Source organism: Nonomuraea sp. NPDC003560, from assembly GCF_042878785.1.
Taxonomy (GTDB): domain Bacteria; phylum Actinomycetota; class Actinomycetes; order Streptosporangiales; family Streptosporangiaceae; genus Nonomuraea.
In genome coordinates this window covers 379,272-402,095 of record NZ_JBIAOF010000002.1, presented here as the reverse complement: position 1 = coordinate 402,095, position 22,824 = coordinate 379,272, and the positions used below count along the sequence as shown (strand labels likewise).

21 protein-coding genes are annotated in these 22,824 nt (G+C 73.0%); 4 read left to right on the top strand and 17 right to left on the bottom strand.

The window, feature by feature from the left end:
* Positions 1–7 precede the first annotated feature (7 nt).
* The 6 genes from ACFYUV_RS07195 to ACFYUV_RS07170 all read right to left on the bottom strand — a co-directional run bounded on the left by ACFYUV_RS07195 (position 8) and on the right by ACFYUV_RS07170 (position 7,734).
* A complete protein-coding gene (locus tag ACFYUV_RS07195; protein ID WP_352353523.1) occupies positions 8–1,057 on the bottom strand; it encodes a low specificity L-threonine aldolase in 1,050 nt (349 codons plus the stop codon).
* Positions 1,054–1,683 carry an SDR family NAD(P)-dependent oxidoreductase gene (locus ACFYUV_RS07190; RefSeq protein ID WP_357986948.1) on the bottom strand — a complete coding sequence of 210 codons (630 nt, stop codon included), beginning with the start codon at positions 1,681–1,683 and terminating at the stop codon, positions 1,054–1,056. The genes ACFYUV_RS07195 and ACFYUV_RS07190 overlap by 4 nt, the downstream gene beginning before the upstream one ends.
* Positions 1,680–3,743, bottom strand: a complete 2,064-nt coding sequence (locus ACFYUV_RS07185; protein WP_387665953.1) for a DUF6421 family protein — start codon at positions 3,741–3,743, stop codon at positions 1,680–1,682. Before ACFYUV_RS07185 ends, ACFYUV_RS07190 begins: the two co-directional genes overlap by 4 nt.
* 70 nt (positions 3,744–3,813) lie before the next feature.
* Positions 3,814–4,470, bottom strand: a complete 657-nt coding sequence (locus ACFYUV_RS07180; protein ID WP_125630960.1) for a response regulator transcription factor — start codon at positions 4,468–4,470, stop codon at positions 3,814–3,816.
* 70 nt (positions 4,471–4,540) lie between these two features.
* Positions 4,541–6,259, bottom strand: a complete 1,719-nt coding sequence (locus ACFYUV_RS07175; protein ID WP_387667461.1) for a serine/threonine protein kinase — start codon at positions 6,257–6,259, stop codon at positions 4,541–4,543.
* The gene (locus ACFYUV_RS07170; protein ID WP_387665950.1) at positions 6,259–7,734 is read right to left on the bottom strand and encodes a hypothetical protein; all 1,476 of its coding nucleotides are present in this window, start codon (positions 7,732–7,734) and stop codon (positions 6,259–6,261) included. The genes ACFYUV_RS07175 and ACFYUV_RS07170 overlap by 1 nt, the downstream gene beginning before the upstream one ends.
* 102 nt (positions 7,735–7,836) lie before the next feature.
* Here ACFYUV_RS07170 and ACFYUV_RS07165 point away from each other — a divergent pair, with 102 nt between their 5' ends.
* Together ACFYUV_RS07165 and ACFYUV_RS07160 are read left to right on the top strand one after the other, a co-directional pair.
* A complete protein-coding gene (locus ACFYUV_RS07165) occupies positions 7,837–9,846 on the top strand; it encodes a hydantoinase/oxoprolinase family protein (RefSeq protein ID WP_387665948.1) in 2,010 nt (669 codons plus the stop codon).
* Positions 9,843–11,543 (top strand): hydantoinase B/oxoprolinase family protein, encoded by a 1,701-nt coding sequence (locus ACFYUV_RS07160; RefSeq protein ID WP_387665945.1) that lies wholly within the window; start codon positions 9,843–9,845, stop codon positions 11,541–11,543. The genes ACFYUV_RS07165 and ACFYUV_RS07160 overlap by 4 nt, the downstream gene beginning before the upstream one ends.
* Here the strand turns inward: ACFYUV_RS07160 and ACFYUV_RS07155 are convergent.
* From ACFYUV_RS07155 to ACFYUV_RS07110, 10 genes are all read right to left on the bottom strand, one after another.
* On the bottom strand, positions 11,486–12,118 hold the full coding sequence (locus tag ACFYUV_RS07155; RefSeq protein ID WP_387665943.1) for a Uma2 family endonuclease: 633 nt from the start codon (positions 12,116–12,118) through the stop codon (positions 11,486–11,488). The two genes, ACFYUV_RS07160 and ACFYUV_RS07155, sit on opposite strands and share 58 nt — an antisense overlap.
* A gap of 21 nt (positions 12,119–12,139) precedes the next feature.
* Positions 12,140–12,778, bottom strand: a complete 639-nt coding sequence (locus tag ACFYUV_RS07150) for an adenosylcobinamide amidohydrolase (RefSeq protein WP_364332063.1) — start codon at positions 12,776–12,778, stop codon at positions 12,140–12,142.
* A complete protein-coding gene (locus ACFYUV_RS07145; protein WP_387665940.1) occupies positions 12,775–13,551 on the bottom strand; it encodes an ABC transporter ATP-binding protein in 777 nt (258 codons plus the stop codon). Before ACFYUV_RS07145 ends, ACFYUV_RS07150 begins: the two co-directional genes overlap by 4 nt.
* Positions 13,548–14,621, bottom strand: coding sequence for a FecCD family ABC transporter permease (locus ACFYUV_RS07140; protein ID WP_387665937.1), 1,074 nt, complete (start codon positions 14,619–14,621; stop codon positions 13,548–13,550). Before ACFYUV_RS07140 ends, ACFYUV_RS07145 begins: the two co-directional genes overlap by 4 nt.
* A 2-nt stretch (positions 14,622–14,623) precedes the next feature.
* Positions 14,624–15,601, bottom strand: coding sequence for an ABC transporter substrate-binding protein (locus tag ACFYUV_RS07135; RefSeq protein ID WP_387665934.1), 978 nt, complete (start codon positions 15,599–15,601; stop codon positions 14,624–14,626).
* A 215-nt stretch (positions 15,602–15,816) separates the two neighbouring features.
* The gene (locus ACFYUV_RS07130) at positions 15,817–16,674 is read right to left on the bottom strand and encodes a Gfo/Idh/MocA family protein (RefSeq protein ID WP_387665931.1); all 858 of its coding nucleotides are present in this window, start codon (positions 16,672–16,674) and stop codon (positions 15,817–15,819) included.
* Between the two features lie 72 nt (positions 16,675–16,746).
* Positions 16,747–17,559 carry an SDR family NAD(P)-dependent oxidoreductase gene (locus ACFYUV_RS07125; RefSeq protein ID WP_387665929.1) on the bottom strand — a complete coding sequence of 271 codons (813 nt, stop codon included), beginning with the start codon at positions 17,557–17,559 and terminating at the stop codon, positions 16,747–16,749.
* Positions 17,556–18,773 (bottom strand): cytochrome P450, encoded by a 1,218-nt coding sequence (locus ACFYUV_RS07120; protein ID WP_387665926.1) that lies wholly within the window; start codon positions 18,771–18,773, stop codon positions 17,556–17,558. The genes ACFYUV_RS07125 and ACFYUV_RS07120 overlap by 4 nt, the downstream gene beginning before the upstream one ends.
* A complete protein-coding gene (locus ACFYUV_RS07115) occupies positions 18,770–19,726 on the bottom strand; it encodes a phosphotriesterase-related protein (protein ID WP_358302417.1) in 957 nt (318 codons plus the stop codon). The genes ACFYUV_RS07120 and ACFYUV_RS07115 overlap by 4 nt, the downstream gene beginning before the upstream one ends.
* Positions 19,711–20,478 (bottom strand): phytanoyl-CoA dioxygenase family protein, encoded by a 768-nt coding sequence (locus ACFYUV_RS07110; protein ID WP_387665923.1) that lies wholly within the window; start codon positions 20,476–20,478, stop codon positions 19,711–19,713. Before ACFYUV_RS07110 ends, ACFYUV_RS07115 begins: the two co-directional genes overlap by 16 nt.
* Positions 20,479–20,537: 59 nt before the next feature.
* Between ACFYUV_RS07110 and ACFYUV_RS07105 the strand changes: the two genes are divergently transcribed.
* Both ACFYUV_RS07105 and ACFYUV_RS07100 read left to right on the top strand, forming a co-directional pair.
* On the top strand, positions 20,538–21,464 hold the full coding sequence (locus ACFYUV_RS07105) for a TIGR03621 family F420-dependent LLM class oxidoreductase (protein WP_387665920.1): 927 nt from the start codon (positions 20,538–20,540) through the stop codon (positions 21,462–21,464).
* Positions 21,457–22,041, top strand: a complete 585-nt coding sequence (locus ACFYUV_RS07100; RefSeq protein WP_352323671.1) for a histidine phosphatase family protein — start codon at positions 21,457–21,459, stop codon at positions 22,039–22,041. Before ACFYUV_RS07105 ends, ACFYUV_RS07100 begins: the two co-directional genes overlap by 8 nt.
* 35 nt (positions 22,042–22,076) lie before the next feature.
* On the opposite strand, the gene ACFYUV_RS07095 is transcribed toward ACFYUV_RS07100, so the two are convergent.
* On the bottom strand, positions 22,077–22,820 hold the full coding sequence (locus ACFYUV_RS07095) for a maleylpyruvate isomerase family mycothiol-dependent enzyme (RefSeq protein ID WP_387665917.1): 744 nt from the start codon (positions 22,818–22,820) through the stop codon (positions 22,077–22,079).
* Between the last annotated feature and the right edge of the window lie 4 nt (positions 22,821–22,824).

Below are 22,824 nucleotides of genomic sequence, written 5' to 3'. Positions count from 1 at the left end.
CCGCCGGTCAGGCCCGCATCTCCTCGGCGACCGCCGCCGCGAACGCGTCGACGTCCGCCTCGGTGGTGTCGAAGGCGCACATCCAGCGCACCTCGCCGGTCGCCTCGTTCCAGGTGTAGAACCGGAAGCGCTTCTGCAGCCGCTCGGTGACGTCCGCCGGCAGGATCGCGAAGACAGCGTTGGCCTCCACGGGCCGGGGCAGCGTGACGCCCGGGATGCGCCCCACGGCCTCGGCCAGCCGCCGCCCCATGGCGTTGGCCTGCCGCGCGTTGCGCAGCCACAGGTCGCCCGAGAGCAGCGCCTCGAACTGCGCCGAGACGAACCGCATCTTGGACGACAGCTGCATGAACGTCTTGCGGATGTAGTCGACGCCGGTGGCCGCCGACGGGTTGAGCACCACGACGGCCTCGCCGTACAGCAGGCCGATCTTGGTGCCGCCGAAGGAGAGCACGTCCACGCCCGCGTCGGTGGTCAGGGCCCGCATCGGCACGTCGAGCGCGGCGGCGGCGTTGGTCAGCCGCGAGCCGTCGAGGTGGACGAGCAGGCCGAGCTCGTGCGCGTGGGCGCAGATCGCGGCGATCTCCTCGGGCGTGTAGACGGTGCCCCACTCGGTGGTGTTGGAGATGGACACCACCTTGGGCTGGGCCCGGTGCACGTCGCCGAAGCCCCACGCCTGGCGGTCGATCAGCTCGGGGGTGAGCTTGCCGTCGGGCGTGGGCACGGTGAGCAGCTTGATGCCGCCCGCCACCTCGGGTGCGCCGCCCTCGTCGGTGTGGATGTGGGCGCTCTCGGCGCAGATGACCGCCTCCCAGTGGGCGGTCATCGCGCGCAGCGAGACCACGTTGGCCGCCGTGCCGTTGAAGACCGGCCAGGCCCGCGCCCCGTCGCCGAAGTGCCGCTGGAAGACCTGCTGCAGCGCCTCGGTGTAGACGTCGTCGCCGTAGGCGATCTGGTGACCGCCGTTGGCCTGGACGATGGCCTGGAGGATCTCCGGGTGCACGCCGGCGTAGTTGTCGCTGGCGAACGCCTTGAGCTGGGGGTCGTGCCGGGGGATCAAGAAGTGAGGTCCAATCGGGTGCCGTTGATGTCTGCGGCGGGGCGGTCGTAGAGGCCGGCGATCGCCTCCGCCAGGTCGCCGACGTCGGTGAAGCCGGGGAACTTCGCCTCCGGCTTCGCGGCCCTCATCGCGTCGTTGACCAGGGCCTTCACCACCAGTATGACCGCTGCCGCGTTCGTGCCGGACAGCGCGTCGGCCAGGGAGAGCGTCCACGCCTCCGAGGCCGCCTTGGCCGCCGCGTAGGCCGCGCCGCCCGCCGTGGGGCGCTGGGCGGCCTTGGCGGAGATGATCACGAACCGGCCGTTGTCGCTCTTGCGCAGCAGCGGCTCGAAGGCCAGCGACACGTGCTGGAGCGTGCGGATCAGCAGGTCGTGCAGGGCGTCCCAGTCCTCCAGGCGGGTGTCGGCGAACGTGCGCGAGCCGCGCCAGCCGCCGACCAGGTGGACCACGCCGTCGACCCGGCCGTGCTCGGCGTCGATCCGGGCGGCGAGGTCCTGGACGGCCGCGCGGTCGAGCAGGTCGACGTCGTCCTTGTCGACCCCGATCACGGTGTGCCCCTGCTTGCGGAAGTGCTCGGAAACGGCTTCCCCGGTGGGGCCGCCGGCCCCCGTCACCAGGATGATCATGCGCGGATCCCCTTAGTCGACTCGACCACGTCTGTCAGCTTACGGCGCAGGGCCTCGTAGAACATGCTGAGCGGGAACTCGTCCGGCAGCACCGCGTCCACCTTGGCCTTCTGCTCCTCGGGCAGGGCCTGGACGCCCTTGGCCCACACCGAGCCGGGGGCCGGCGGCACGTACGCGCTGACCAGCTCGTGCGCGGCCAGCCAGTGGGCCAGCTTGGACCGGTCGATGCTGTCGCGGTACAACTTCTCGACCTCGCCTCGCAGGTCGGCCACGCCGTCCGCGACCCGCTCCCAGTCGATCGTGAGCCGGTTGTCGGTCCAGCGGACGATGTCGTTGCGGTGCAGGTACGCGAAGAGCAGCTGGCCGCCGAGCCCGTCGTAGTTGCGCACCCGGTCACCGGTGACCGGGAACCTGAACAGCCGGTCGAACAGGATGGCGAGCTGCACGTACCGGGCGTGCGGCACGCCCTTGCCCTCCAGCTCCACGGCCTCGCCGAACGCCGTCAGGTCGCAGCGCAGCTCCTCCAGCGAGTACAGCCAGTACGGCATCCGCTGCTTGATCATGAACGGGTCGAACGGCAGGTCGCCGTGGCTGTGCGTGCGGTCGTGGATCAGGTCCCACAGCACGAACGTGTCCTGGGCGAGCTGCTGGGAGTCCAGCAGGCGGGCGGCGTCCGGCGGCAGGTCGAGCCGGAGCGTGGCGGCGGCCGCCGCCGAGACCCGGCGGAACCGGGCGGACTCGCGGTCGGCGAAGATGCCGCCCCAGGTGAAGCGGGCCGGGGCCTGGCGCACCGCGACCGTCTCGGGGAACAGCACGGCCGAGTGGGTGTCGTAGCCGGAGGTGAAGTCCTCGAAGGCGATCGGCACGAACATCGGGTTGTCGTAGCCGCCGGCCTCCAGCCGGGCCAGCCAGTCGGGCCAGATGGTGCGGATCCAGACGGCTTCGAGGTTGCGGCTGAGGTTGCCGTTCTGGGTGTACATGGGGAACACCACGACGTGCTCCAGGCCGTCCACGCGCTGGGTGTCGGGGTGGAAGAGGTCCAGGGCGCGCAGGAAGTCGGGCACGCCGAGGTCCTGCTCGGCCCAGGCGGCCAGGTCGTCCTGGACGGCCTGGAGGTACGCGGCGTCATGGGGGAAATAAGGCGAGATTTCGCCCACGCGGCGGCCGATCTCGGCGACCAGCGCCTTGGCCCGCTCCTTCTCCTCCGGCACCGAGCCGTCCTTGACCTGCAGCGGGCGCAGCTCCTCCACGGCCTCCTTGAGCCGGGTGAACAGCGCGGCCTTGGCCTCGTCCCGGGATCCGGCGGCCTCGTCGCCGCCGGGGACGCGGGCGGCCCAGGTGATCACGTTGCCCCAGAGCCTGCGGTGGTCGTAGTCCTCGATCGAGTCGTCGCCGAACAGGTCGGAGTCGGCGAACACGACGACGCGGCCCTTGCCGTGCCGCAGGGCGACGGCCAGCGGCGCGCCCGCCGGGTCGGCGGTGGCCGAGGTGGCGAACAGCACCGTGGCCCCCTCGGGGGCGGTCAGGACGCCCGAGCGGTAGAAGCAGGCCCGCTGGACGCCGGCCAGCACGCCGTCGCCCGTGGCGCGCTCGGCGAGCACCCAGGTGGCGACCTCGCGGTGGGCGTTCCTCGGGTCGCGCACGGTCGTGTGACCGACGCCGACGCCGAAGCGGCCGAGCAGCTCGGCGACGTTGTTGCCGTACTTGTCCTGCTCCTCCTCGGCCAGCACCACGAGCCCGCCGCCCTCGGCCACGAACGACTCGACGGCGTCCAGCTCGTCGGCGGCGAAGACGGGGCTGCCGTGGCCGGTGGTGCGCTCCCACCGGTCGCCGGACGGGTGGGCGATCACCAGGACGTCCTGGCCGGACAGCGCCCCGGCCGTCAGGGCGCCCTCGGTGTGGGCGAGCACGTCGTGCCCCAGATGGCGCAGCGCGGCTGCCGCGCGCGCGTAGCTGTTGTCGTCGGGATGGGCGGGATTGATGGTCTCGGCGACCTCGCGGCGGATGGTCCACGACTCGCTGTGGGCCTCGTCGAACAGCACCCGGGGGAACGATGGCATGAAATATCTCCTGTTGCTACCGCCTTCTCACGGAAAATATACACATACGTACCCCCCTGTCCGTCAAACCTCAGGCCGCACCAGGGCGCACAACCCCTGATTCGTAGGCGAAGACGACCGCCTGGGCCCGGTCCCGCAGGCACAGTTTCATCAGCACCCTGGCCACGTGCGTCTTGACCGTGGCCTCGCCGACGTACAGGTCCCTGGCGATCTCGGCGTTCGTCAGCCCCCTGGCCAGCAGCCGCAGCACCTCCAGCTCGCGCGGCGTCAGCTCGGCCAGCATCGGCGAGGGCGTGGGGTCGGCGCGCCCGGCGAAGGTGGCGATGACCCGGCTGGTCACGGCCGGGTCGAGCAGCGCGTCGCCGGCGTGCACCACCCTGATCGCCTCCAGCAGCTGCTCGGGCGGCGACACCTTGAGCAGGAACCCGCTGGTGCCGGCGCGCAGCGCGGCGTACAGGTTCTCGTCGGTGTCGAACGTCGTGAGCGTGATGACCTTGGGCGGCGAGGGCGTGTCCAGCAGCTCCTTGGCCGCGGCCAGCCCGTCGAGCCGGGGCATGGAGATGTCCATCAGGACGATGTCGGGTCTGGTGCGGCGGGCCACCGCGATGGCCTCGCGTCCGTCGCCGGCCTCACCGACGACCTCCATGCCGGGGTCGCTCTCGACGACCATGCGCAACCCGGCCCTGACCATCGCCTGGTCGTCGGCGATGACGATTCGTATGCCCACAGGCGGAGGGTAGACGGCCGATGCCCGGCTTGGACACCCAGGTCAAGCCGGGCACAAGTCAGTTACAAGTCTACGAAGGGCGCACGCTCTGCCTGATGCGCGTCTGGACGGCGTCGTCGCAGGTGTTCTTGGCGCAGAAGTACATCACGAGCATGGTCTTGGGCTGACGGTCGATGACGTAGCTGACGAATCCCAGCCGGGTGCCGCCGGCCGGGTCGTGCAGGACGCCGTCGAAGCGGGTGGCCGGGCTGCTGCCCGCCTGGTCCTGGACCGGCTTGCCGAGGTCCACCTGGCCGGGCAGCAGGTTGTCCATCTTGCTCTTCATCTGCTCGGAGTCGCCGCCCGCGTCGAGGGTGTCGGAGACCTGGACGTACACGCCCACGGCGCTGTCGGGGTCGTCGGCGACGATCTGGGAGATCGCCGACCAGTCGGCGCCCGGACCGGCCACGAACAGCGACTCGAACTCGGTGGCGTGCGGCGAGGCCACGGCGAACAGGTCCTGGTGGGTGCGCGCGGTCCAGTCGCCGGGGTACTCGAAGGCCAGCGGCGCGGCGGCGCTGGCGGCGTAGCGCGACCAGGTGTCGCCGCGGTGGTTGAAGATGATCATTGCGACCAGCGTCAGCGCGGCCACGGCGGCCACCAGGGTGACCGCCACGATCGGCAGCCGCCCCGGCCGCCTGGCCGGAGCGGTGGGATGGGTGGGGGCCGCCCGCCGGGAATGGTCCTCATGCGGCCCCGAGGGCTGCCCCAGGCCGTGCGGGCCCGTGCCGGGCACCGCGTACGGGCTCTGCTGCGGTCCTGTCTGTGGGACGGCCTGAGGCCCCGTACGAGGGCCTGTCTGTGGACCCGCCGCCGCTCCCGGGACCGGAGCCGCGTGCGGGCCGGTGCGCGGGACGGCGTGCGGGACCGGATGAGGCCCCGACGGGTGCCGGCCGCCCGGCTCGGCCTCCTGGCCGCTGATCGCGTCGCGCAGCGCGGTCACGAACTCGACGCAGGTGGCGTAGCGCTGCTCGGGCGCCTTGGCCAGCGCGCGCGCCATCACGACGTCCACCTGCGGCGGCAGCTCGGGACGCAGCTGCGACAGCGGCGCGGGCTGCTCGGCCAGGTGCGCCCACAGCAGCGCGATGTCGTTCTCCCGCTGGAACGGCAGCCGCGCGCTCAGCGCCTCGTAGACCACGCAGGCCAGCGCGTACTGGTCGCACCGGCCGTCGATGTGCTCCTTGTTGATCTGCTCGGGCGACATGTACCGGGGTGTGCCGATGAACTGGTCGGTCTGGGTCAGGCCGGAGATCGACGAACGGTGCTTGGTGATGCCGAAGTCGGTCAGGTAGACGTGGTCGCCGGCCAGCAGGATGTTGGCCGGTTTCACGTCGCGGTGGATCAGGTCGTGGGCGTGCGCGGCGTCGAGCGCGGCGGCCGTCTGGGCGAAGATCTGGCTGGCCTGGGCGAGCGGCAGCGGCCCCCGGTCGTAGATGAGCCGGCGCAGGTCGAGGCCGTCCACGTAGCGCATGGCGATGTAGAGCACGCCGTCGGCGTCGGCGTTGGCCTCGTAGATGGGGATGATGTTGGGGTGCTCGATGCTGGCGACCGTCCTGGACTCCAGGATGAAGCGCTGGCGGAACCTGTCGTCCACGGAGAGCACCGGGTTGAGGATCTTCAACGCCACGCGGCGGCTGAGCCGGGGGTCGAGCGCCAGGTAGACGACGGCCATGCCGCCCTTGCCGACGATGTCCTCGATGTAGTACCCGGCCACCTCCTGGCCGATGAGCGATCTGTCGTTCAATTGCATCACGTCTCGATGGGATGGCCGCAGTAGCCGCAGAAACGATGGGCCGGGCCGAGCCTCATGCCGCACGAGGTGCAGTACTTGACCGGCGGCGAGTCGGGGGCGGTCATCACCTGCTGCTGCTGCGGGACCGCCTGGAACGGCTGCGAGCGGCGCACGACGACGGTCTGGCTCGCGCCCTCGTCGAAGGGCGAGGGCGCCGGCAGGGTCTCCGGCAGCTCGACCGGTCTCTCCGGGGCCCGCCGCCGCCACAGCAGGAACACCAGGCCGGCCCCGGCGATGAGCAGCAGCCCGCCCGCCACCAGGAACGGCCACAGCGGCGTGGAGCGCGACGGGGGCGCCGCCGCCTGCTTGGTGCCCTGGTCCTCGGGACCGCCGCGCTTGGCCAGCGACGTCTTGAGCAGCGTGGCGGCCACCACGTTGCCGGGGTAGAGCTCCAGGACGCGCTGGAAGCCCGGCGCCGCCTCGGTGTAGTACCTGGTGTGGTAGCGGGTCAGCGCGGCCTCGAAGGCGGTGTCGATCGCGCCCCTGCGCGGCGCGACCTTGGCCGCGGCCAGGGTGGCGGTGATCTCCCTGACGCCCAGCATGCCGGCCGTCTTGCCGCCGCCGATGAGCATGCCGATGACGTGCCCGTCCTTGTCGCCGATCACCGGCGCACCGGCCAGGCCCTGGTCGACCAGGGCGCCCAGCTTGACCGGCTCGTCCACCTTCTTCTCCGGGTCGGCGAACGGCCTGCCGGACACGCCTGCCTGCCCGCCCTTGGCCAGGTGGGCGATCTGCACGGTCTCCTGGACGCCGGGCCCCGGCCGGCCGAGGAAGCCGGCCACGTTGGTCGGCGAGCCCTCCTGCTCGGGCACCTTGTCGGCGAGCGGCGCGGTCGGCATGCCGACGCTGCCGGCGGCGGGCGTGAGCGGGACCAGCACGGCGGGGGTGTCGGGGGTCTTGCCGGCCTTGATGCACTTGTACTTCAGGCCCTGGCCGGGCGGCGAGACGTTGGTGAACACCGTGATGTCGGTGGTCACGTCGATGATGCAGGTGGCGGTGCTGGTCTTGGGCGGGTAGCACTCCTGCAGGTGGTGGTCGAGCAGGTCGTCCTTGAGCTTGTGCTTCTGGTAGTCGAGCGGGATCTTGACCTTGTGGTGCTCGGCGAAGATCTTGTTGGCGGCGTAGACGGCGACGTCATCGGGGTTGACGGCGTTGCGCCTGAGCGTGACGACGTCGCCCTCGGGGTTGACGACGGTCCCCGTGCCCGAGGCGAACGGGATGTCGTAGGAGCGCTCCACGTGTTTCAGCTCGCCGATGTGGTCGAGCAGGGTGATCTCCACATGGGACACCGCCTCCACCCGCACCACGGCCGGCGTCACCAGATCGGTGATCCCGCTGGGATGGTTGTGGGCCGCGGCGGGGGGAGCGGCGGGGATCGCGAGCAGCACGAGCACCGCCGCCACGCCGCCCGCCAGAGCTGTGATGCGCGCCATCTTGGCTCCAAACACTGAATAGATCCAGGTTCCCAATCAGATGCCGTAAGTCAAGGGATCGATACATAGACAAGCGCTTGCTCGGGGAACTACCGTACCGGGATGGGGTTCGCGATCGGCGTCGACGTCGGCGGCACCTTCACCGACGTGGTCCTGAGCGGCCCCGACGGGGTCACCGCCGTGGCCAAGTGTCTGAGCACCCACGACGACCCCATCGCGGGCATACTCACCGGCGTTACTCGCGCGCTCGGATCCGTGGACCCCGCCCGGGTCACCCGGGTCGTGCACGCCACCACGCTGGCGACCAACGCGGTGCTCGAACGCACCGGCGCGCGGGTGGCGTTCGTGACCACCCGGGGCTTCCGCGCCGCCGTCCCGCTCGGCCGTCACGCCCGCGTGGAGGAGGACCGGTACGACCTGCGCTTCACGCCGCCCCCTCCCCCGGTCGCGCCCGGCGACTGCTTCGAGGTGGACGAGCGCGTCTCGGCCCGCGGCGCCGTGCTCACCCCCCTTGACCCCGGCTCGGTACGGCGGGCCGCCGCGGAGATCGCCCGGCGCGGTATCACCTCGGCGGCCGTCTGCCTGCTGCACTCCTACGCCGAGCCCGCCCACGAACGGCGGGCCGCGGCGATCCTGCGCGAGCACGTGCCGCACGTGGTGGCCTCCTGCGAGATCTGGCCCGAGATCCGCGAGTACGAGCGCGCCACCACCACCATCATGTCCGCCTACATCGGCCCGCTGATGACCTCCTACCTCTCGCGCCTGCGCGAGCGCCTGGCCGCGATCGGGATCGACGCGCCCGTGCACGTCATGGAGTCCGGCGGCGGGGTCGTCTCGGCCGAGCTGGCGGCCCGGCGCGCGGTGTCCACCATCGAGTCGGGCCCGGCCGCCGGGGTGCTGGCGGCGGCCGCCACCGGGCTGCCGGACGTGATCTCGTTCGACATGGGCGGCACGACGGCCAAGGCGTGCGTGGTGCGCGGGGGACGTCCGGAGATCACCCACGAGTTCCACGTGGGCGGCAAGGGCAGCTTCGGCGGGCGGCGGGCGGGCACCGGCGTGCCGATCAAGACGCCGGCCATCGACCTGGCCGAGGTCGGCGCGGGCGGGGGCAGCATCGCGTGGCTGGACCCGGCTGGCGCGCTGCGCGTCGGGCCCCGGTCGGCGGGCTCCTCCCCCGGTCCCGCGTGCTACGGGCTCGGCGGCGGCGAGCCGACGGTCACCGACGCCGACCTCGTGCTCGGCTATCTCTCCTCGGCCTCGATGCCGCTGTCGGCGCCGCTCGCGGCCAAGGCCGTGGACCGGCTGGCCGGGCCGCTCGGGGTGTCCCGGGAGGAGGCCGCGCACGCCGTGCACGAGATCGTCAACGCCTCGATGGCCGCGGCCGTGCACGTGGTGACGGTCCAGCGCGGGATCGACCCGCGGGGGTTCGCGCTGGTGGCGTTCGGCGGCGCGGGGCCGATGCACGCGGCCGGGGTGGCGCGGCGGTTCGGGATCGCGACGGTGGTGGTGCCCGCGTACTGCGGGGTGGCCTCGGCGGCCGGGCTGCTGGCGGGGGCGCTCTCGACGGACCGGGTGCTGTCGCGGCTGGACGCGGGCGACCCGGCGGAGGTCTTCGCCGCGCTGGCCGCCGACGCCGCCGCCGACCTGGGCGTCGCCCGGGTGCGGGTGGCCCGGTCGGTGGACGTGCGGTTCAAGGGCCAGTCGCACGACCTGACCGTGGACTGGGCGGAGTCGCGGGAGGAGCTGGCGGCGCGGTTCTTCGCGAAATATGCGCAGGTGTATGGGATTGTCCAGCAAGGGGAGATCGAGCTGGTCAGCTACCGCGTCCGCGTCACCGACGCCGCCACGCCCACCACGCCCACCACGCCCGCCACGCCTGCCACTCCCGCCGCACCTGGGGCTGGTGGGGGTGCGGCGGGCCGCAGGAGGGCGTACTTCCCCGAGGCCGGCGGGTGGCTCGACGTCCCCGTGCACACCCGGCGGACGCTGGACCGGGTGCGCGGCCCGGCGATCGTCGAGGACGCCGAGTCCACGATCGTCGTCCCGCCCGGCTGGCGGGCGGCGGCCGGCCCGTCGGGCGCGGTGCTCCTGACCCTGGAGGGCGCCGCGTGAACGACGCCCTGACCGCCGAGGTGCTGAGGAACGCGCTGGTCGTGGCCGCCGAGGAGGCCAGCATCGTGGTGGTGCGGTCGGCGTACTCGACGTTCATCGTGGAGGGCTCCGACGCCTCGGCGGCGATCCTGGACGCCGGAGGCCGCCTGGTCGCGCAGTCCATGGCGACCACGCTGATGAACAGCATGGCGCTGAAGGTCGCGCTGCCCGAGCTGCTGAAGGACGTCCCGCCGCACACCATGCGGCCCGGCGAGGCGTACGCGCTCAACGACGCCTACCGGGGCGGCGTGCACACCAACGACCTGCTGGTCTACCGGCCGGTGTTCGCCGGCGGGGTCCCGGCGTACTTCACCGCCACCATGATCCACGTCTCCGACCTGGGCGGGCTGTCGGCCGGCGGGATGGCGCCGCTGGCCACCGACATCTTCCTCGAAGGGCTCCAGCTCCCGCCGGTCCGCCTGGCCACCCGGGACGGCCTCGAACCGGCCGTGGAGGCCGTCCTGCGGGCCAACAGCCGCACGCCCGACAAGGTCATGGGCGACGTGCGGGCGCTGGTGGCCGGGACGGCGGTGGCCGCCGCCCGCGTCGAGGCCCTGATGGCCGAGTACGGCGTGGCGGGCCTGGCCGCGGGCGTCGAGGACTACCTGGACCACACCGAGACCAGGACCCGCGCGGCGCTGGCGGAGCTACCCCGGGGGCGGTTCGAGGCGTCGTACCCGATCGACGACGACGGGGTGCGGCCGGGGGTGGCGCACCACGTACGGGTCGCCGTCACGCTCGGCGGGGACGCGGCCGTCCTCGACTTCACCGGCACCGGGCCGCAGGTGCCCGCCGCGATCAACGCCTCGGCGTCGCAGTCGCTGGCGGCGGCCGTCTTCGCGGTGCGCTGTTTCCTGGACCCGACGATCCCGATGAACGACGGCTGCCTGCGCGCGATCGAGGTCGTCCTGCCGGAGGGCTCCCTGCTGAACGCCCGTTCGCCGTATCCGTGCGGCGGCCGGTACGTCCCCATCTACGCCGCCATGGAAGCGGTGTTCCAGGCGATGTCGGACGCGATGCCGGACCGCGCGATCGCGGCCAGCGGGATCCTCCAGCCGTTCTCGATCGCGGCGGTGGGGGCGCCGTACTGGATCCACCTGTCCTACGACTTCGGCGGGGTGGGCGCCCGGCAGGGGCTGGACGGGCCGGACGCGACGGGCGTGCACTTCGGCATCGGCCGCAACTCGGTGCCGCAGGCCGAGCCGGTGGAGAGCCGCTGCCCGCTGATCGTGGAGTCGGTCGAGACGATCGCCGACTCCGGCGGCCCCGGCCGCTTCCGGGGCGGGCTCGGCTCGCGTACCGTCTACCGCTTCCTGGCCGACTGCCACGTCACCACCCGCGGCGACCGCCTGCGCCTCCCGCCCCCGGGCCGGGACGGCGGCCTGCCCGGCAGGGTGGGCGGCTTCCACAAGCGCCACCTGGACGGGCGGGTGGAACGCCTGGCCTCGAAGGTCAACAACGTGCGGTTCGCGGCGGGCGAGGCGTTCGTCGTGGAGACCACGGGCGGCGGCGGCCTCGGCCCCCCGTCGGAGAGGGACCCGGCGGCGATCCTGGCCGACCTGGAGTCCGGCCACATCACCCCCGAAGGCGCCGCGACCGACTACGGCTTCGAACCCCGCGGGGCGACCAGAACGGCCGGATCGAAGCTCACCGGATAGGGCGCCGAGAGACTGACAGTGGTGCCCGCCTCATACGCGACGGGCCCCTTGTAGGAGTCGTCGTCGAGCTCGTAGACATAGAGCGTCGGCCCTTCGTCGGGCTCCACGCGCCAGTAGACGGGGATTCCGGCTGCCGCGTAGGCCGCCGCCTTGGTGTTCCTGTCGAAGGCCCGGGTGCCGGGGCTGACCACCTCCACTGCCAGCAGCAGGTCGCTGGGGGCGAACATGAGCGGCACCGACTCACTCGCCTTCTCCGGCACGACGACGAGGTCGGGGATGTAGAAGTCCTTCTCTCCAGGACGGACGTTGACGGTCGACAAGGGCTCCAGCCCCGGAGGGGCCGCTTCGTCGAGGATGCACTGCAGCCGGAAGATCACTCGCTGGTGCAGGGGGGTGGGGGCAGGGCTCACTACTAGGCTTCCGTTGAAGAGCTCGTAACGGTTCCCGTCGTCGGGGAACCTGAGCAGGTCGTCGACTGTGAACGGCGCCGTGCCAGGAGAAACGGTGCGCCTCGTTGTCGGTTCGATCGCCAATGCGGTCACCCACTCAGTATCGGGAGTCACGCCCTTGTCCACATGCTACTTCCCCCAAAATCGTCACCTGTAGTCACCAGGCCGCCACGCCTCGGCGCCGCGGCGGACGGCGGTGTGGACGGCGCGGGCCGCGCGGGCGCCCCACTCCGAGCGGGGGCCGCCGAAGAGCTGCTCGGGGCCGTCCTGCGGCACCACCACGCAGACGGCGTCCGAGGCGGTGCCCGTGCAGGGGTAGCCGGCCTCGATCAGCGCCTGGGTCTTGGCCTCGGTGACCGTCATGACCAGGTTCACCAGGGCGGCGTCGGTCATGGCGACGGGCAGGACGGTGACGATGTTGACGGTGCCCGCCCGCATGGGGGCGAGCTCGGGGTCGGCGGCGCCCTCGGGGGCGGCGGCCCAGGTGGGGACGCGCAGCCCGACGGTGGCCACGGCCTCCGCTCCCCCGTCGGCGGCCCGCACGTACCGGTCGACGGAGGCGGCGGTCAGCATGCCGACGCCGGGGCCGGACGGGCCCAGCTCGACCAGGTGGTCCACCGGGTCCATCCGCGCGTAACCGGCCACGACCTGGGCGTTCAGCACCCATTCGCGGGGGCCGATGCCGCCGCCGAGCATGGCCGAGGAGATCATCCGGAAGCCGGGCCCGAACTCCCACAGCAGGGACCCCAGCCGGGTCCCCTCCTCCACGCGATAGGTCAGCTTCACGTCCCACCTCGCACCAGGTGCACCACGGGCCGCCCGTCGGGGCCCGGCTCGATCTTGACACGGGCGTCGAAGTGCCGTCCGATCAGCGCCTCGGTGAGCACCTGTTCGGGGCGGCCCGTGGCGGCGGCGTGGCCGTCGGCCAGCAGCATCAGGGAGTCGGCGTACAGGCCGGCGACGGTCAGGTCGTGCAGGGTGGTGACGACGGTCAGGCCGTCGGCGCGGCGCAGGCGGTCGACCAGTTCCAGCACCTGCTGCTGATGGCCGAGGTCGAGAGCGGTGGTGGGCTCGTCGAGCAGCAGCACGGGGGCCTGCTGGGCCAGCGCCCTGGCCAGCACGACGCGCTGGCGCTCGCCGCCGGACAGCTCGCCGACGCGGCGTCCGGCGAAGGAGGTCAGGTCCAGCCGGTCCAGCACGGACCCGGTCACCTCGCGGTCGTGCCGGCTCTCCCGTCCCAGGTAGGGGATGTACGGCGTGCGCCCCAGCAGGGCGTAGTCGAAGACTGTCATGTCGGGCGGCAGGGCGGGCGTCTGCGGGGCGTAGGCCAGCAGCCTGGCGCGCTCGCGGGGCTTGAGCGCGGCGAGCGGGCGCTCGTCGAGCACGATCTCTCCCTGGTGCGGGACGATCGCGCCCATGACGGTCTTGAGCAGCGTGGACTTGCCCGCGCCGTTGGGCCCGATGATCGCCAGCCACTCGCCGCGCCGCACGTGCGCGTCGACGCCGGTCAGCACGTCGCGCTCGCCCAGGCGCACCGACAGGGCCCGTACGCCGATCACGTGGCCACCCGCCTGGTCATGCGCAGGACGCCGACGAAGAACGGCGCCCCGACGAACATCGTGACGACCCCGATGGGCAGCTCGGCCGGCGCGATCACGGTACGGGCGATGAGGTCGGCCGCCACGAGGAAGGCCGCGCCGCCGATCAGCGACAGCGGCAGCACGATCCGGTACGAGCCGCCCGCCAGCCGCCGGACGACGTGCGGCACGACCACGCCGACGAACCCGATGAGCCCGCTGACCGCCACGGCCGACGCGGTGGCCAGCGAGGCGGCCACGAGGACGGTCAGGCGCACCCGCCCGGCCCGTACGCCGAGGCTGCCGGCCTCCTCGTCGCCGACGCTGAGCACGTCCAGCATCCGGCCGTGCAGCAGGAGCAGGACGGAGGAGACCGCGGCGTACGGCAGCACCAGCAGGAGCTGGTCCCATCCGCCGCCGACGTCGCCGAGGATCCAGGAGTAGATGCGCTCCAGCTCCTCGACCTTGAGCTGCTGGACGAACGTCTGGATCGCGGTCAGGAACGACGTGACCGCCACCCCGGCCAGCACCAATGTCGCAGTGCCGCCACCGGTGCCGCCACCGGTGCCGCCGCCGGAGCCGCCACCGGAGCGGCCGGCCGCGTTGCCCAGCGTGTACGCCAGGAACACCCCGCCCACCGCCCCGGCGAAGGCCGCGACGGGGATGCTCGCGCTCGAACCGGGCAGCAGCACGATGGCCAGCGTCGTGGCCAGCCCGGCGCCGGAGGCGGCCCCCAGCAGGTACGGGTCGGCCAGCGGGTTGCGGAACACGCCCTGGTACCCGGCGCCGGCCATGGCCAGCAGGCCGCCCACGACCGCGGCGACGAGCACCCTGGGCAGGCGCAGCTCGTACAGCAGGCCCTGCTCGACCGGCGCGAGGCCCGAGTCGGCCGAGACGAACGGCAACCAGTCCGCCACCTGGAGGACCACCTGCCACGGCGAGATGTCCGCCGCGCCGCCGAGCAGCCCGGCGACCATCGTGAGGGCCAGCACGGCGAGGGCGCCCGCCACCCAGACGGGACGCGCCCTCGACGGCTGCGCCTTGCCTGTCACGCTCAGCCCGCGCCGCCGGCCTTGGCCACGGCCGCGCCGATCGCCTGGGCCAGGTCCACGACGCGCGGGCCCCAGCGGGAGGCGAGGTCGTCGTCGAGCTGGATCACCTGGTCGTTCTTGACGGCCGAGAGGTTCTTCCAGCCGGGCCGCTTGACCAGCGTCTCCTTGCTCTGCTGGCAGCACTTGACGTCGGCCAGGAAGATCAGCGCGGGGTCGGCCTGGGCGACGAACTCGGCCGACAGCTTGGGGTAGCCGCCCGCCGCGTCCGGGGCCTGGTCGGCGATGTTGGTCAGCCCGAACATGCCGTAGACCTGGCCGATGAACGTCTTGGACGTGGCGGCGTACGGCGTCTGGTCCAGCTCGTGGTAGTAGGTGAGCTTCTTGTCCTTGGGGGCGTCGGCGGCCAGCTTGGCCATGGCCGCCTTCATGCCGGAGACGACCTCGTCGGCCTTGGCCTTGTTGCCGGTGGCCGCGCCGATCTCGCTGATCTCCTCGTACGCCTCCTCCAGCCCGGTGGCGGCCGGTTCGAGCAGGACGGGGACGTTCACCTTGGCCAGCTCGGCGACGATCTTGTCCTGGTCGTTGGAGAGGATGACCAGGTCGGGCTTCTTGGCGATGATCGCCTCGACGTTCGGCTTGAAGCCGGACAGGTCGCTCTTGGGCGCCTCCGGCGGGTAGTTCGACTGGTCGTCCACCGCGACGACCTGGGGGCCGGCGCCGACCGCGAACAGCGTCTCGGTGTGGGTGGCCGAGAGCGAGACGATGCGTTCGGGCTTCTTGGCGAGGGTGACCTTGCCGTTGCCCGCCTCGACGGTGACCGGGAAGTCCCCGGTGCTCGCCGCCGCGGTCGCGGCAGGGGGGCCGGTGGGGGAATCGGTGGGGGAGTTCGAGGGGGCGACATTGGCGCCGGTCTGGCCGCATCCGGCCAGGACGAGCGTTCCCAGCAGCGCGCCCGCGAAGGCCGTGCGTACGGGCCTCACGAGTAGTCCTTTCACACTGTCGGAACCGAGAGACCCGCGATGAGCGACGGATCACCCTTTTCCACGAGGGTTGATGACGTCGGCGCAGAGGCAGGCGACCTGGCTATGACAGTTGCGGGACAGCGCCGGAATCGCACCGGACTTCGCTGCAGCACTGCGCGTCGGACAAACGTTATCAATGCCCCAGACGTCCTCGACGTCAAGGGGTCTCGGGGTCAGGCGTCGAGTTGCGCCTCCGCGGCGGCGATGATCTCCTGCAGGCGCAGGCCGTGCGCCGCGTCCAGCGGGTGGCCGCCGCCGCGCCGGACGGTCTGGGCGAACTCCTCGGCCACGACCTCGAAGGGGTCCTCGTCGCCGGGCAGCAGGACGGCGTTGCCGGTCCTGCCGTACACCTCGAAGGTCGAGGGCGGCAGATCGCCGACGGCCGCCATGCACAGGGACGCCTCGCTGACCGCGCCGCCCTCGTGCTCCAGCAGCAGGCCGGTCCAGCCGAGCGGGTTGCCGTGCGCGCGCACGCCGACGACCCGGCCGAGCGCGGCGTCGAGCAGGTCGATCACGTGCGGGCCGACGTCCAGCAGGGCGCCGCGCTCCAGCCGCCACGGGGTGGCGAACGGGTTGCCGCCGAGCAGCGCGCCGGAGATGTTGGCGGCGTGCCCGCCGAACGGCTGGATCTCGGCGCAGCGGGCCAGGAACGTGCGGGTCGGGGTGGCGTAGCGCATGGTGAGCATCATCTGCGAGGGCACGCCCGTCTCCGCCACGGCCTCGGCCACCCGCATGGCCCCCTCGACGGAGTCGGCGAGCGGCTTCTCCAGCAGCAGCGCCTTGCCCGCGTGGGCGGCGCGGACGGCCAGCTCGGCCTGCACGCCGGGCGGCACGCAGAACGCCACGGCCTCGCAGGCGTCGAACAGCTCCTCGACCCGCTCGTACACGGGGGCGCCGAGCCTGGCGGCCTGCTCGGGGCGGCGGGCCCAGACGCCGGCGAGCCGGGTGTGGGGGCCTTTGGCCAGCATCGGCGCGTGCGCCATCTCCGCCCAGGGCCCTGCCCCGATCAGCCCGACCGCGACCGGCTCCATCCGTCCCCCTTAGTCCGCTTTTCTCCAGACCTTAGATCCTCTGTCCGGGCTCCCGCCCACCGGCCCCTGCGGTCAGGCGCGGGAGCGGTGGATGGCGTGTTCCGGGCGGTGGACGAGGGTGCCGCCGTCGAGGGCGATGGTCTGGCCGGTGATGCAGCGGGACTCGGCCGAGGCCAGGAAGCCGACCAGGTCGGCGACGTCCTCGGGGGCGCAGGGCCAGGGCAGGAGGCGTTCGGCGGCCTTGTCGGCGAGCTGCCCGGGGGTGAGGGCGCGCTCGGCGGCGGCGGTCATGACCAGGGCGGGGGCGACGGCGTTGCAGCGGATGCCGCGGGCGCCGTACATGGTGGCGACGTAGCGGGTGAAGCCGACCAGGGCCGCCTTCGAGGTGCCGTACGCGGCGTGGTCCACGTCGCCGGTCAGGCCCGACACCGAGGAGGTCAGGACGATCGCGCCGCCGTCGCGCATCACCGGGACGACGTGCTTGACCAGCAGCATCGCGCCACGCAGGTTGACCTCCATCGTGCGGTCCCAGACGGCGGCGTCCATGGCGGTCAGGTCGCGGTCGCGGCCGTAGACGTCGCGGTCGAGGCAGGCGGCGTTGGAGTGCAGCACGTCCACCCGGCCGAAGGCGGCCACCAGCGCGGCCACCGACTCCGCCACCTGCTTCTCGTCGGACACGTCGCAGGTCAGTGCCATGGCGGCGCCGCCCCGGGCGCGTACGGCGGCGGCGGTGGCCCGGGCCGGGGCGGCGCGCAGGTCGAGCACGCCCACCCGGGCGCCCTCGGCGGCCAGCCGGGCCGCGCACGCCGCGCCGATGCCGGACCCCGCCCCCGTCACCAGCGCCACCCGCCCGCCGAACCGCCCGTTCGGGGGATCCGCGGTCACCACTCCACCTCCAGCGCGCTCAGCCCCCGCCCCACCAGCGACCTGCGGTAGGCGACGGGCGCGTCCGGGGCGAGCCGCAGGCCGGGCAGGCGGCGCCCGAGGACGTCGAGCGCGGTGCGCAGCTGCAGGCGGCCGAGCGCCGCCCCGACGCAGAAGTGGATGCCGTACCCGAAGACCAGGTGGTCGGCGGCGTTGGGACGGTCGATCACGAACCGTTCCGGGTCGGGGAAGACGGTCTCGTCGTGCCCGGCGGAGTCGGTGGAGAGCAGGACGAGCGAGCCCGCCGGGATCGTCACGCCGTGCAGGACGACGTCCTGGACGGCGTGCCGGAAGGAGCCGAGGGAGGCGCCGTCGATCCGCATGCACTCCTCGACCGCCCCCGGGATCAGGGCCGGCGGCACCGGCCAGGCGTCCTCGCGCAGCAGCCGCAGGACGCTGTTGCCGAGCTGGTTGGGGACGGTGTCGTTGCCGCCGAGCAGGATCGTGGAGATCAGCTCGACGACCTCCCGATGGCTCAGCTCGTCGCCGATCAGCGAGGTCATCAGTGACGTGAAGTCGTCCTGCGGGTCCTTGGCGCGGGCGGCCACCAGGCGGTCGACGTAGTCGAGGTAGGCCAGGAAGCTGTCGGCCAGCTCAAGCTGGCGGGCCGGCGGCTGCGGCGACAGGAACAGCATGAACCAGTCCTTGACGTGCGCCTGCACGAACGCCTCGTCGGCCGCGGGCACGCCGATGAAGCGGGCGGTCAGCTTGACCGACGGCTCGTGCCCGATCTCGGCGACGAAGTCGGCCCGGCCCCTCGGCGCGACCCGGTCGAGGACGTCCTCGTTCAGCCGCCGGAAGCGCTCCTCCATGGCGGCGACGGCCCGCGGCGTGAAGGCCCGGGAGACCGAGCGGCGCAGGCGGGTGTGGTCGGGCGGGTCCACGTTGGCCACGAAGCTGGACAGGAACGAGCCGTGCTCGCCCAGCTTGGCGCGGGTCTGCGGGGTGAGGCTGCGGGAGATCGTCAGCGACCCCTCGGAGGAGAAGCGGGCCGGGTCGCCGTACGCGGCGCGCACGTCGGCGTGGCGGGTCAGCACGTACGCGCCCAGGTGCTCGCTGCGGAACACCGGCCGTCCGGCGCGCAGGCGGCGCAGGAAGTCGTACGGCGCGGCGACGTGCCAGTCGGCGGCGACGTCGAAGTCCTGCGCCGAGGCGGGGGTCGTCGCAGAGGTCATCGCAGGATCCTCCTGGGGTTGTCGACGAGCATCTGGTGGAGCTGGTCGCCGGTGACGCCGCGGCTGCGCAGTTCGGGCACGACGTCGCGGGAGATGTGCAGGAGGTGGTAGTTCGGGTGGCGACGCCGTACGACGTCGGGGTCGAACCGGTCATTGAAACAGTACGAATCATGACCTAGAACCATTTTTCCGGCGTGGCCGCGCTCGCACATCGCCGCCACCACCGCCACCCGGTCCTCGAACGAGCTGATCGTCTCGATGCCGAACCGGTCCATGCCCAGGTAGGAGCCGCCCGCCACCAGCTCCTCCAGGTACGCCAGGTCCGTCGAGTCGCCCGCGTGCCCGATCACCACCCGTTCCAGGTCCACGCCGAGCGAGCCGAGCAGCCGCTGCTGCTCCAGCCCGCCCCTGGAGGCGCTGTGCGAGTGCGTGGTGATCGGCGCGCCGGTGGCCAGGTGGGCCTCGGCCACGGCCCGGAACACCCGCTCGCACCCCTTGGTCATGCCGAGGTGGTCGGAGGCGCATTTCAGCATGGCCGCCTTCACCCCGGTCCGCCCGATCCCCTCGGCGAGGTCGCGGACGAAGAACTCGGCCAGCCGGTCCGGGCCGCCGAACAGCGACCCCGGCCCCCGGTTGCCGAAGTACGGCGGCAGCGCGTCGTAGGTGTAGAGCCCGGTGGCGGCCACGATGTTCACCGACGTCAGCTCGGCCACCCGCTGGACCGCCGGGACGTACCGGCCGAGCCCGACGACGGTCAGGTCGACGATCGTGTCGATGCCCTCGGCCTTGAGCGCGTCGAGCTTGGCCGCCGCCTCCCGCGCCCGCCGCTCCAGGTCCCAGCCCTCCGGGACGTCCGGCCAGTTCCACAGGATCTCCGGGCTGAGCCCGAACACGTGCTCGTGCATCAGCGTCGCCCCGAGGTCGGCGACCGGCCCCCTCACGGTCTCAGGCACGGGAACCTCTCGTGCTCGAAGGGCCGGTTGACCTCCAGGCCGAGCCCGTCGGTCTGCCGGTACGGCAGCCCGGTGTAGAGGGCGTCGGCGTCGAAGTAGGTGACGGTGAACGACAGGCGGGCGGCGTCGCGCCGGTTGGCGGGCGCGCCGTGCACGGTGAGCGCGTGGTGCACGGTGGCGTCCCCGGCCCGCAGGTCGAGCGGCGGCGACAGCTCCAGCTCGGCGAGCCAGGGATGCTGGCTGAGCTGGTCGTCCCCGGCGCGGGTGAAGCTGCGCCCGAGCAGGCCGCAGCGGTGGGAGCCGCTGTAGAAGCGCAGCGACCCCATGTCGGCGGGCACGTCGGCCAGCGCCAGCCACACGGTCAGCATGGCCGAGCGGTCCATGGGCATCCACGGGAAGTCCTGGTGGAACTCGGTGGCGCCGTGCTCGCCCGGCTCCTTGACCAGCAGGTTGGTGACCTGCACGCGCACGGCCCGCACCCCGCCCAGCAGCCGCACGGCGTTGCGGCCCATGGCCGGGCTGGTGCTCAGCGCGCCGAACAGCTCGTCCTCGGCGGCGACGTCGCGGGACTGCCCGAAGGCCCGGTCGACCGGCGTGTCCCCGGCCCGGCTGCGCGACCGCAGGCGCTCGCGGGCCCGTTCGCGCAGCTCGCCGACCGTGTCCGGGGCGACCAGCCGGTCCAGGCGGACCCAGCCGTGCTCGCCGAAGAACGCCACCTCGTCGTCCGTCGCCTGGCGTACCGGGATCTCCATGGCCACCAGTGTGCCACTCCAAGCAAGCGCTTGGTAAGATCCGGGTCGAGGAGGATGCCGTGCGACAGTTCAGGTTCGGTGCGGTGCTGCGCGGGGCGCGGTCCGGCAAGGAGTGGGCCGAGCGGGCCAGGCGGCTGGAGGCGTCCGGCTTCGACGTGCTGCTGGTGCCCGACCATCTGGTCGGCCCGCGCTTCGCGCCCGTCGCGGCGCTGACGGCGGCGGCCTGCGCCACCACCCGGCTGCGCGTCGGCACGCTGGTGTTCGCCAACGACTTCCGGCACCCGGCCGTGCTGGCCAAGGAGGCCGCCACCCTGGACCTGCTCTCCGGCGGACGCCTGGAGCTCGGCCTCGGCACCGGCTGGATGGCCGACGAGTACGACCGGGCCGGGCTGCGGCTGGACCCGCCCGGCGTGCGCCTCGACCGGCTGCGCGAGGCCCTGGAGGTGATCAAGGGCCTGTGGGACGGCGGCCCGCTGACGTACAAGGGCGCGCACTACCGCCTGGCCGGGCTGGAGCAGGAGCCGCGGCCGGTGCAGCGCCCGCGCCCGCCGATCCTGCTGGGCGGCGGCGGCCCCCGCATGCTGGCCCTGGCCTCCGAGCACGCCGACATCGTCAACCTCGGCACCCGCGTCAAGGCGGACGGCACCGGCCCCGACCCGCGCGACGCCGGACCGGAGGCGTTCCTCGCCAAGCTGGCGCTGCTGCGGCGGAGCCCCCGCCACCACCTGCTGGAGATCGGCACCAGCGTGATGCAGGTGGGCGAGCGCAAGCCGGAGGAGTCGTGGAGCGCCGCCGACAGCTCCCGGCTCGGCGACACGCCGCAGGTGCTGCTCGGCACCCGCCGCGACATCGCGGACAAGCTGCGCCACTGGCGCGACGCGCACGGCGTCACCTACTTCGTGCTGCACCACGAGCGTGACCTGGCCGCCTTCACCCCTGTCGTCGAGGAGCTGGCGGCTCTGCCGGATGATGGACCTCATGGATGAGATGTTGTTGCTGAGGCACGGAGCCACCGAATGGAGCACGGCCGGCCGGCACACCGGCCGTACCGACCTGCCCTTGACGCCCGAGGGGGAGGATCAGGCCAGGGCGCTGGCGCCGCTGGTCAAGGCGTCCGCGTTCGGGCTGGCGCTGGTCTCCCCCGCGCAGCGGGCCCGCCGTACGGCGGAGCTGGCCGGTTTGACGGACTACGAGGTCGACCCCGACCTGTGGGAGTGGGACTACGGCGGCTACGAGGGCATCACCACGCCGGACATCAGGAAGACCCGGCCCGGCTGGTACCTGTGGCGTGACGGCGTGATCCCCGGCGACGCCGAGCATCCCGGCGAGAGCGCCGCCGAGGTGGCCGCGCGCGCCGACCGGGTGATCGAGCGGGCCCGCGGGGCCGAGGGGCGGGTCGTGCTGGTGGCGCACGGCCATTTCCTGCGCGTGCTGGCCGCCCGCTGGCTCGGCCTCGACCCGGCGGACGGCCGTTTGCTGCGGCTCGACACCGGCACCTACTCCCGGCTCGGCTTCGAGCACGCCGAACCGGTGCTGCTGAGCTGGAACTCGCCGGTCGCCTGAGCCGGAACGCCGGGGTCGCGGCCCCTTGAGACCCGTCAGTCGCAGCCGAGGGTGGCGGCGGCGCGGATCAGGTCGCGGGTGAGCTCTTGGTCGCCCTCCGACGCGTGCGGGAAGGCCTCCGGGGGCCACCGGCCGGCCACCAGCCGGCAGAAGTCCACCGCGCCGGCCGAGATCAGCCCGGCGTCCCGGCCCGGGGTGCGCGAGAGCGGGACCGTCCACGTGCCGCCCCCTGGCCCGGTCAGCACGACGGTGACCGAGACGTCGCGGCGCGACCCCCGCAGCGCCCGGGGCAGCAGCGCCAGGCCGAACTCGGCGACCAGGCGCACGTGCCCGGCGTGCGGCGGCGCGGGCGGGCGGCCGGTCGCGGCCCTGATGTCGTCGGCGTGCGTCCAGGTCTCGAACGTGCGCTGGACCAGGGCCTGGCGCAGCGGCGCGCGGGCCGGGCGCACCCCCGCCAGCGCCACCTCCACCCCGAGCAGCACCTCCCCGGCCCTGGAGAGCCGTTCCAGCAGGGCCCCGGCCTGCTCCCGCCAGCGCCGGTGCTCCGAGGCCGCGCCCGCGCCGGGCAGGCCCATGAAGAAGGCCACGGTGGCGTCGTTGGCGGCCAGGTGCCGGACCAGGTCGCGGACCGTGCCGTGCCGGGCGATCGGCGCGTCCCACTGGGCCGGGCTCAGCTCGGCGAGCAGGTCGTCCATGAGCGCCACCTGCTCGGCGTACGGCACGGTCACGGACGCCACGCCCCCGGCCTCGCCCACGCCGTAGAGGTACGGGTCCGTCATGGCT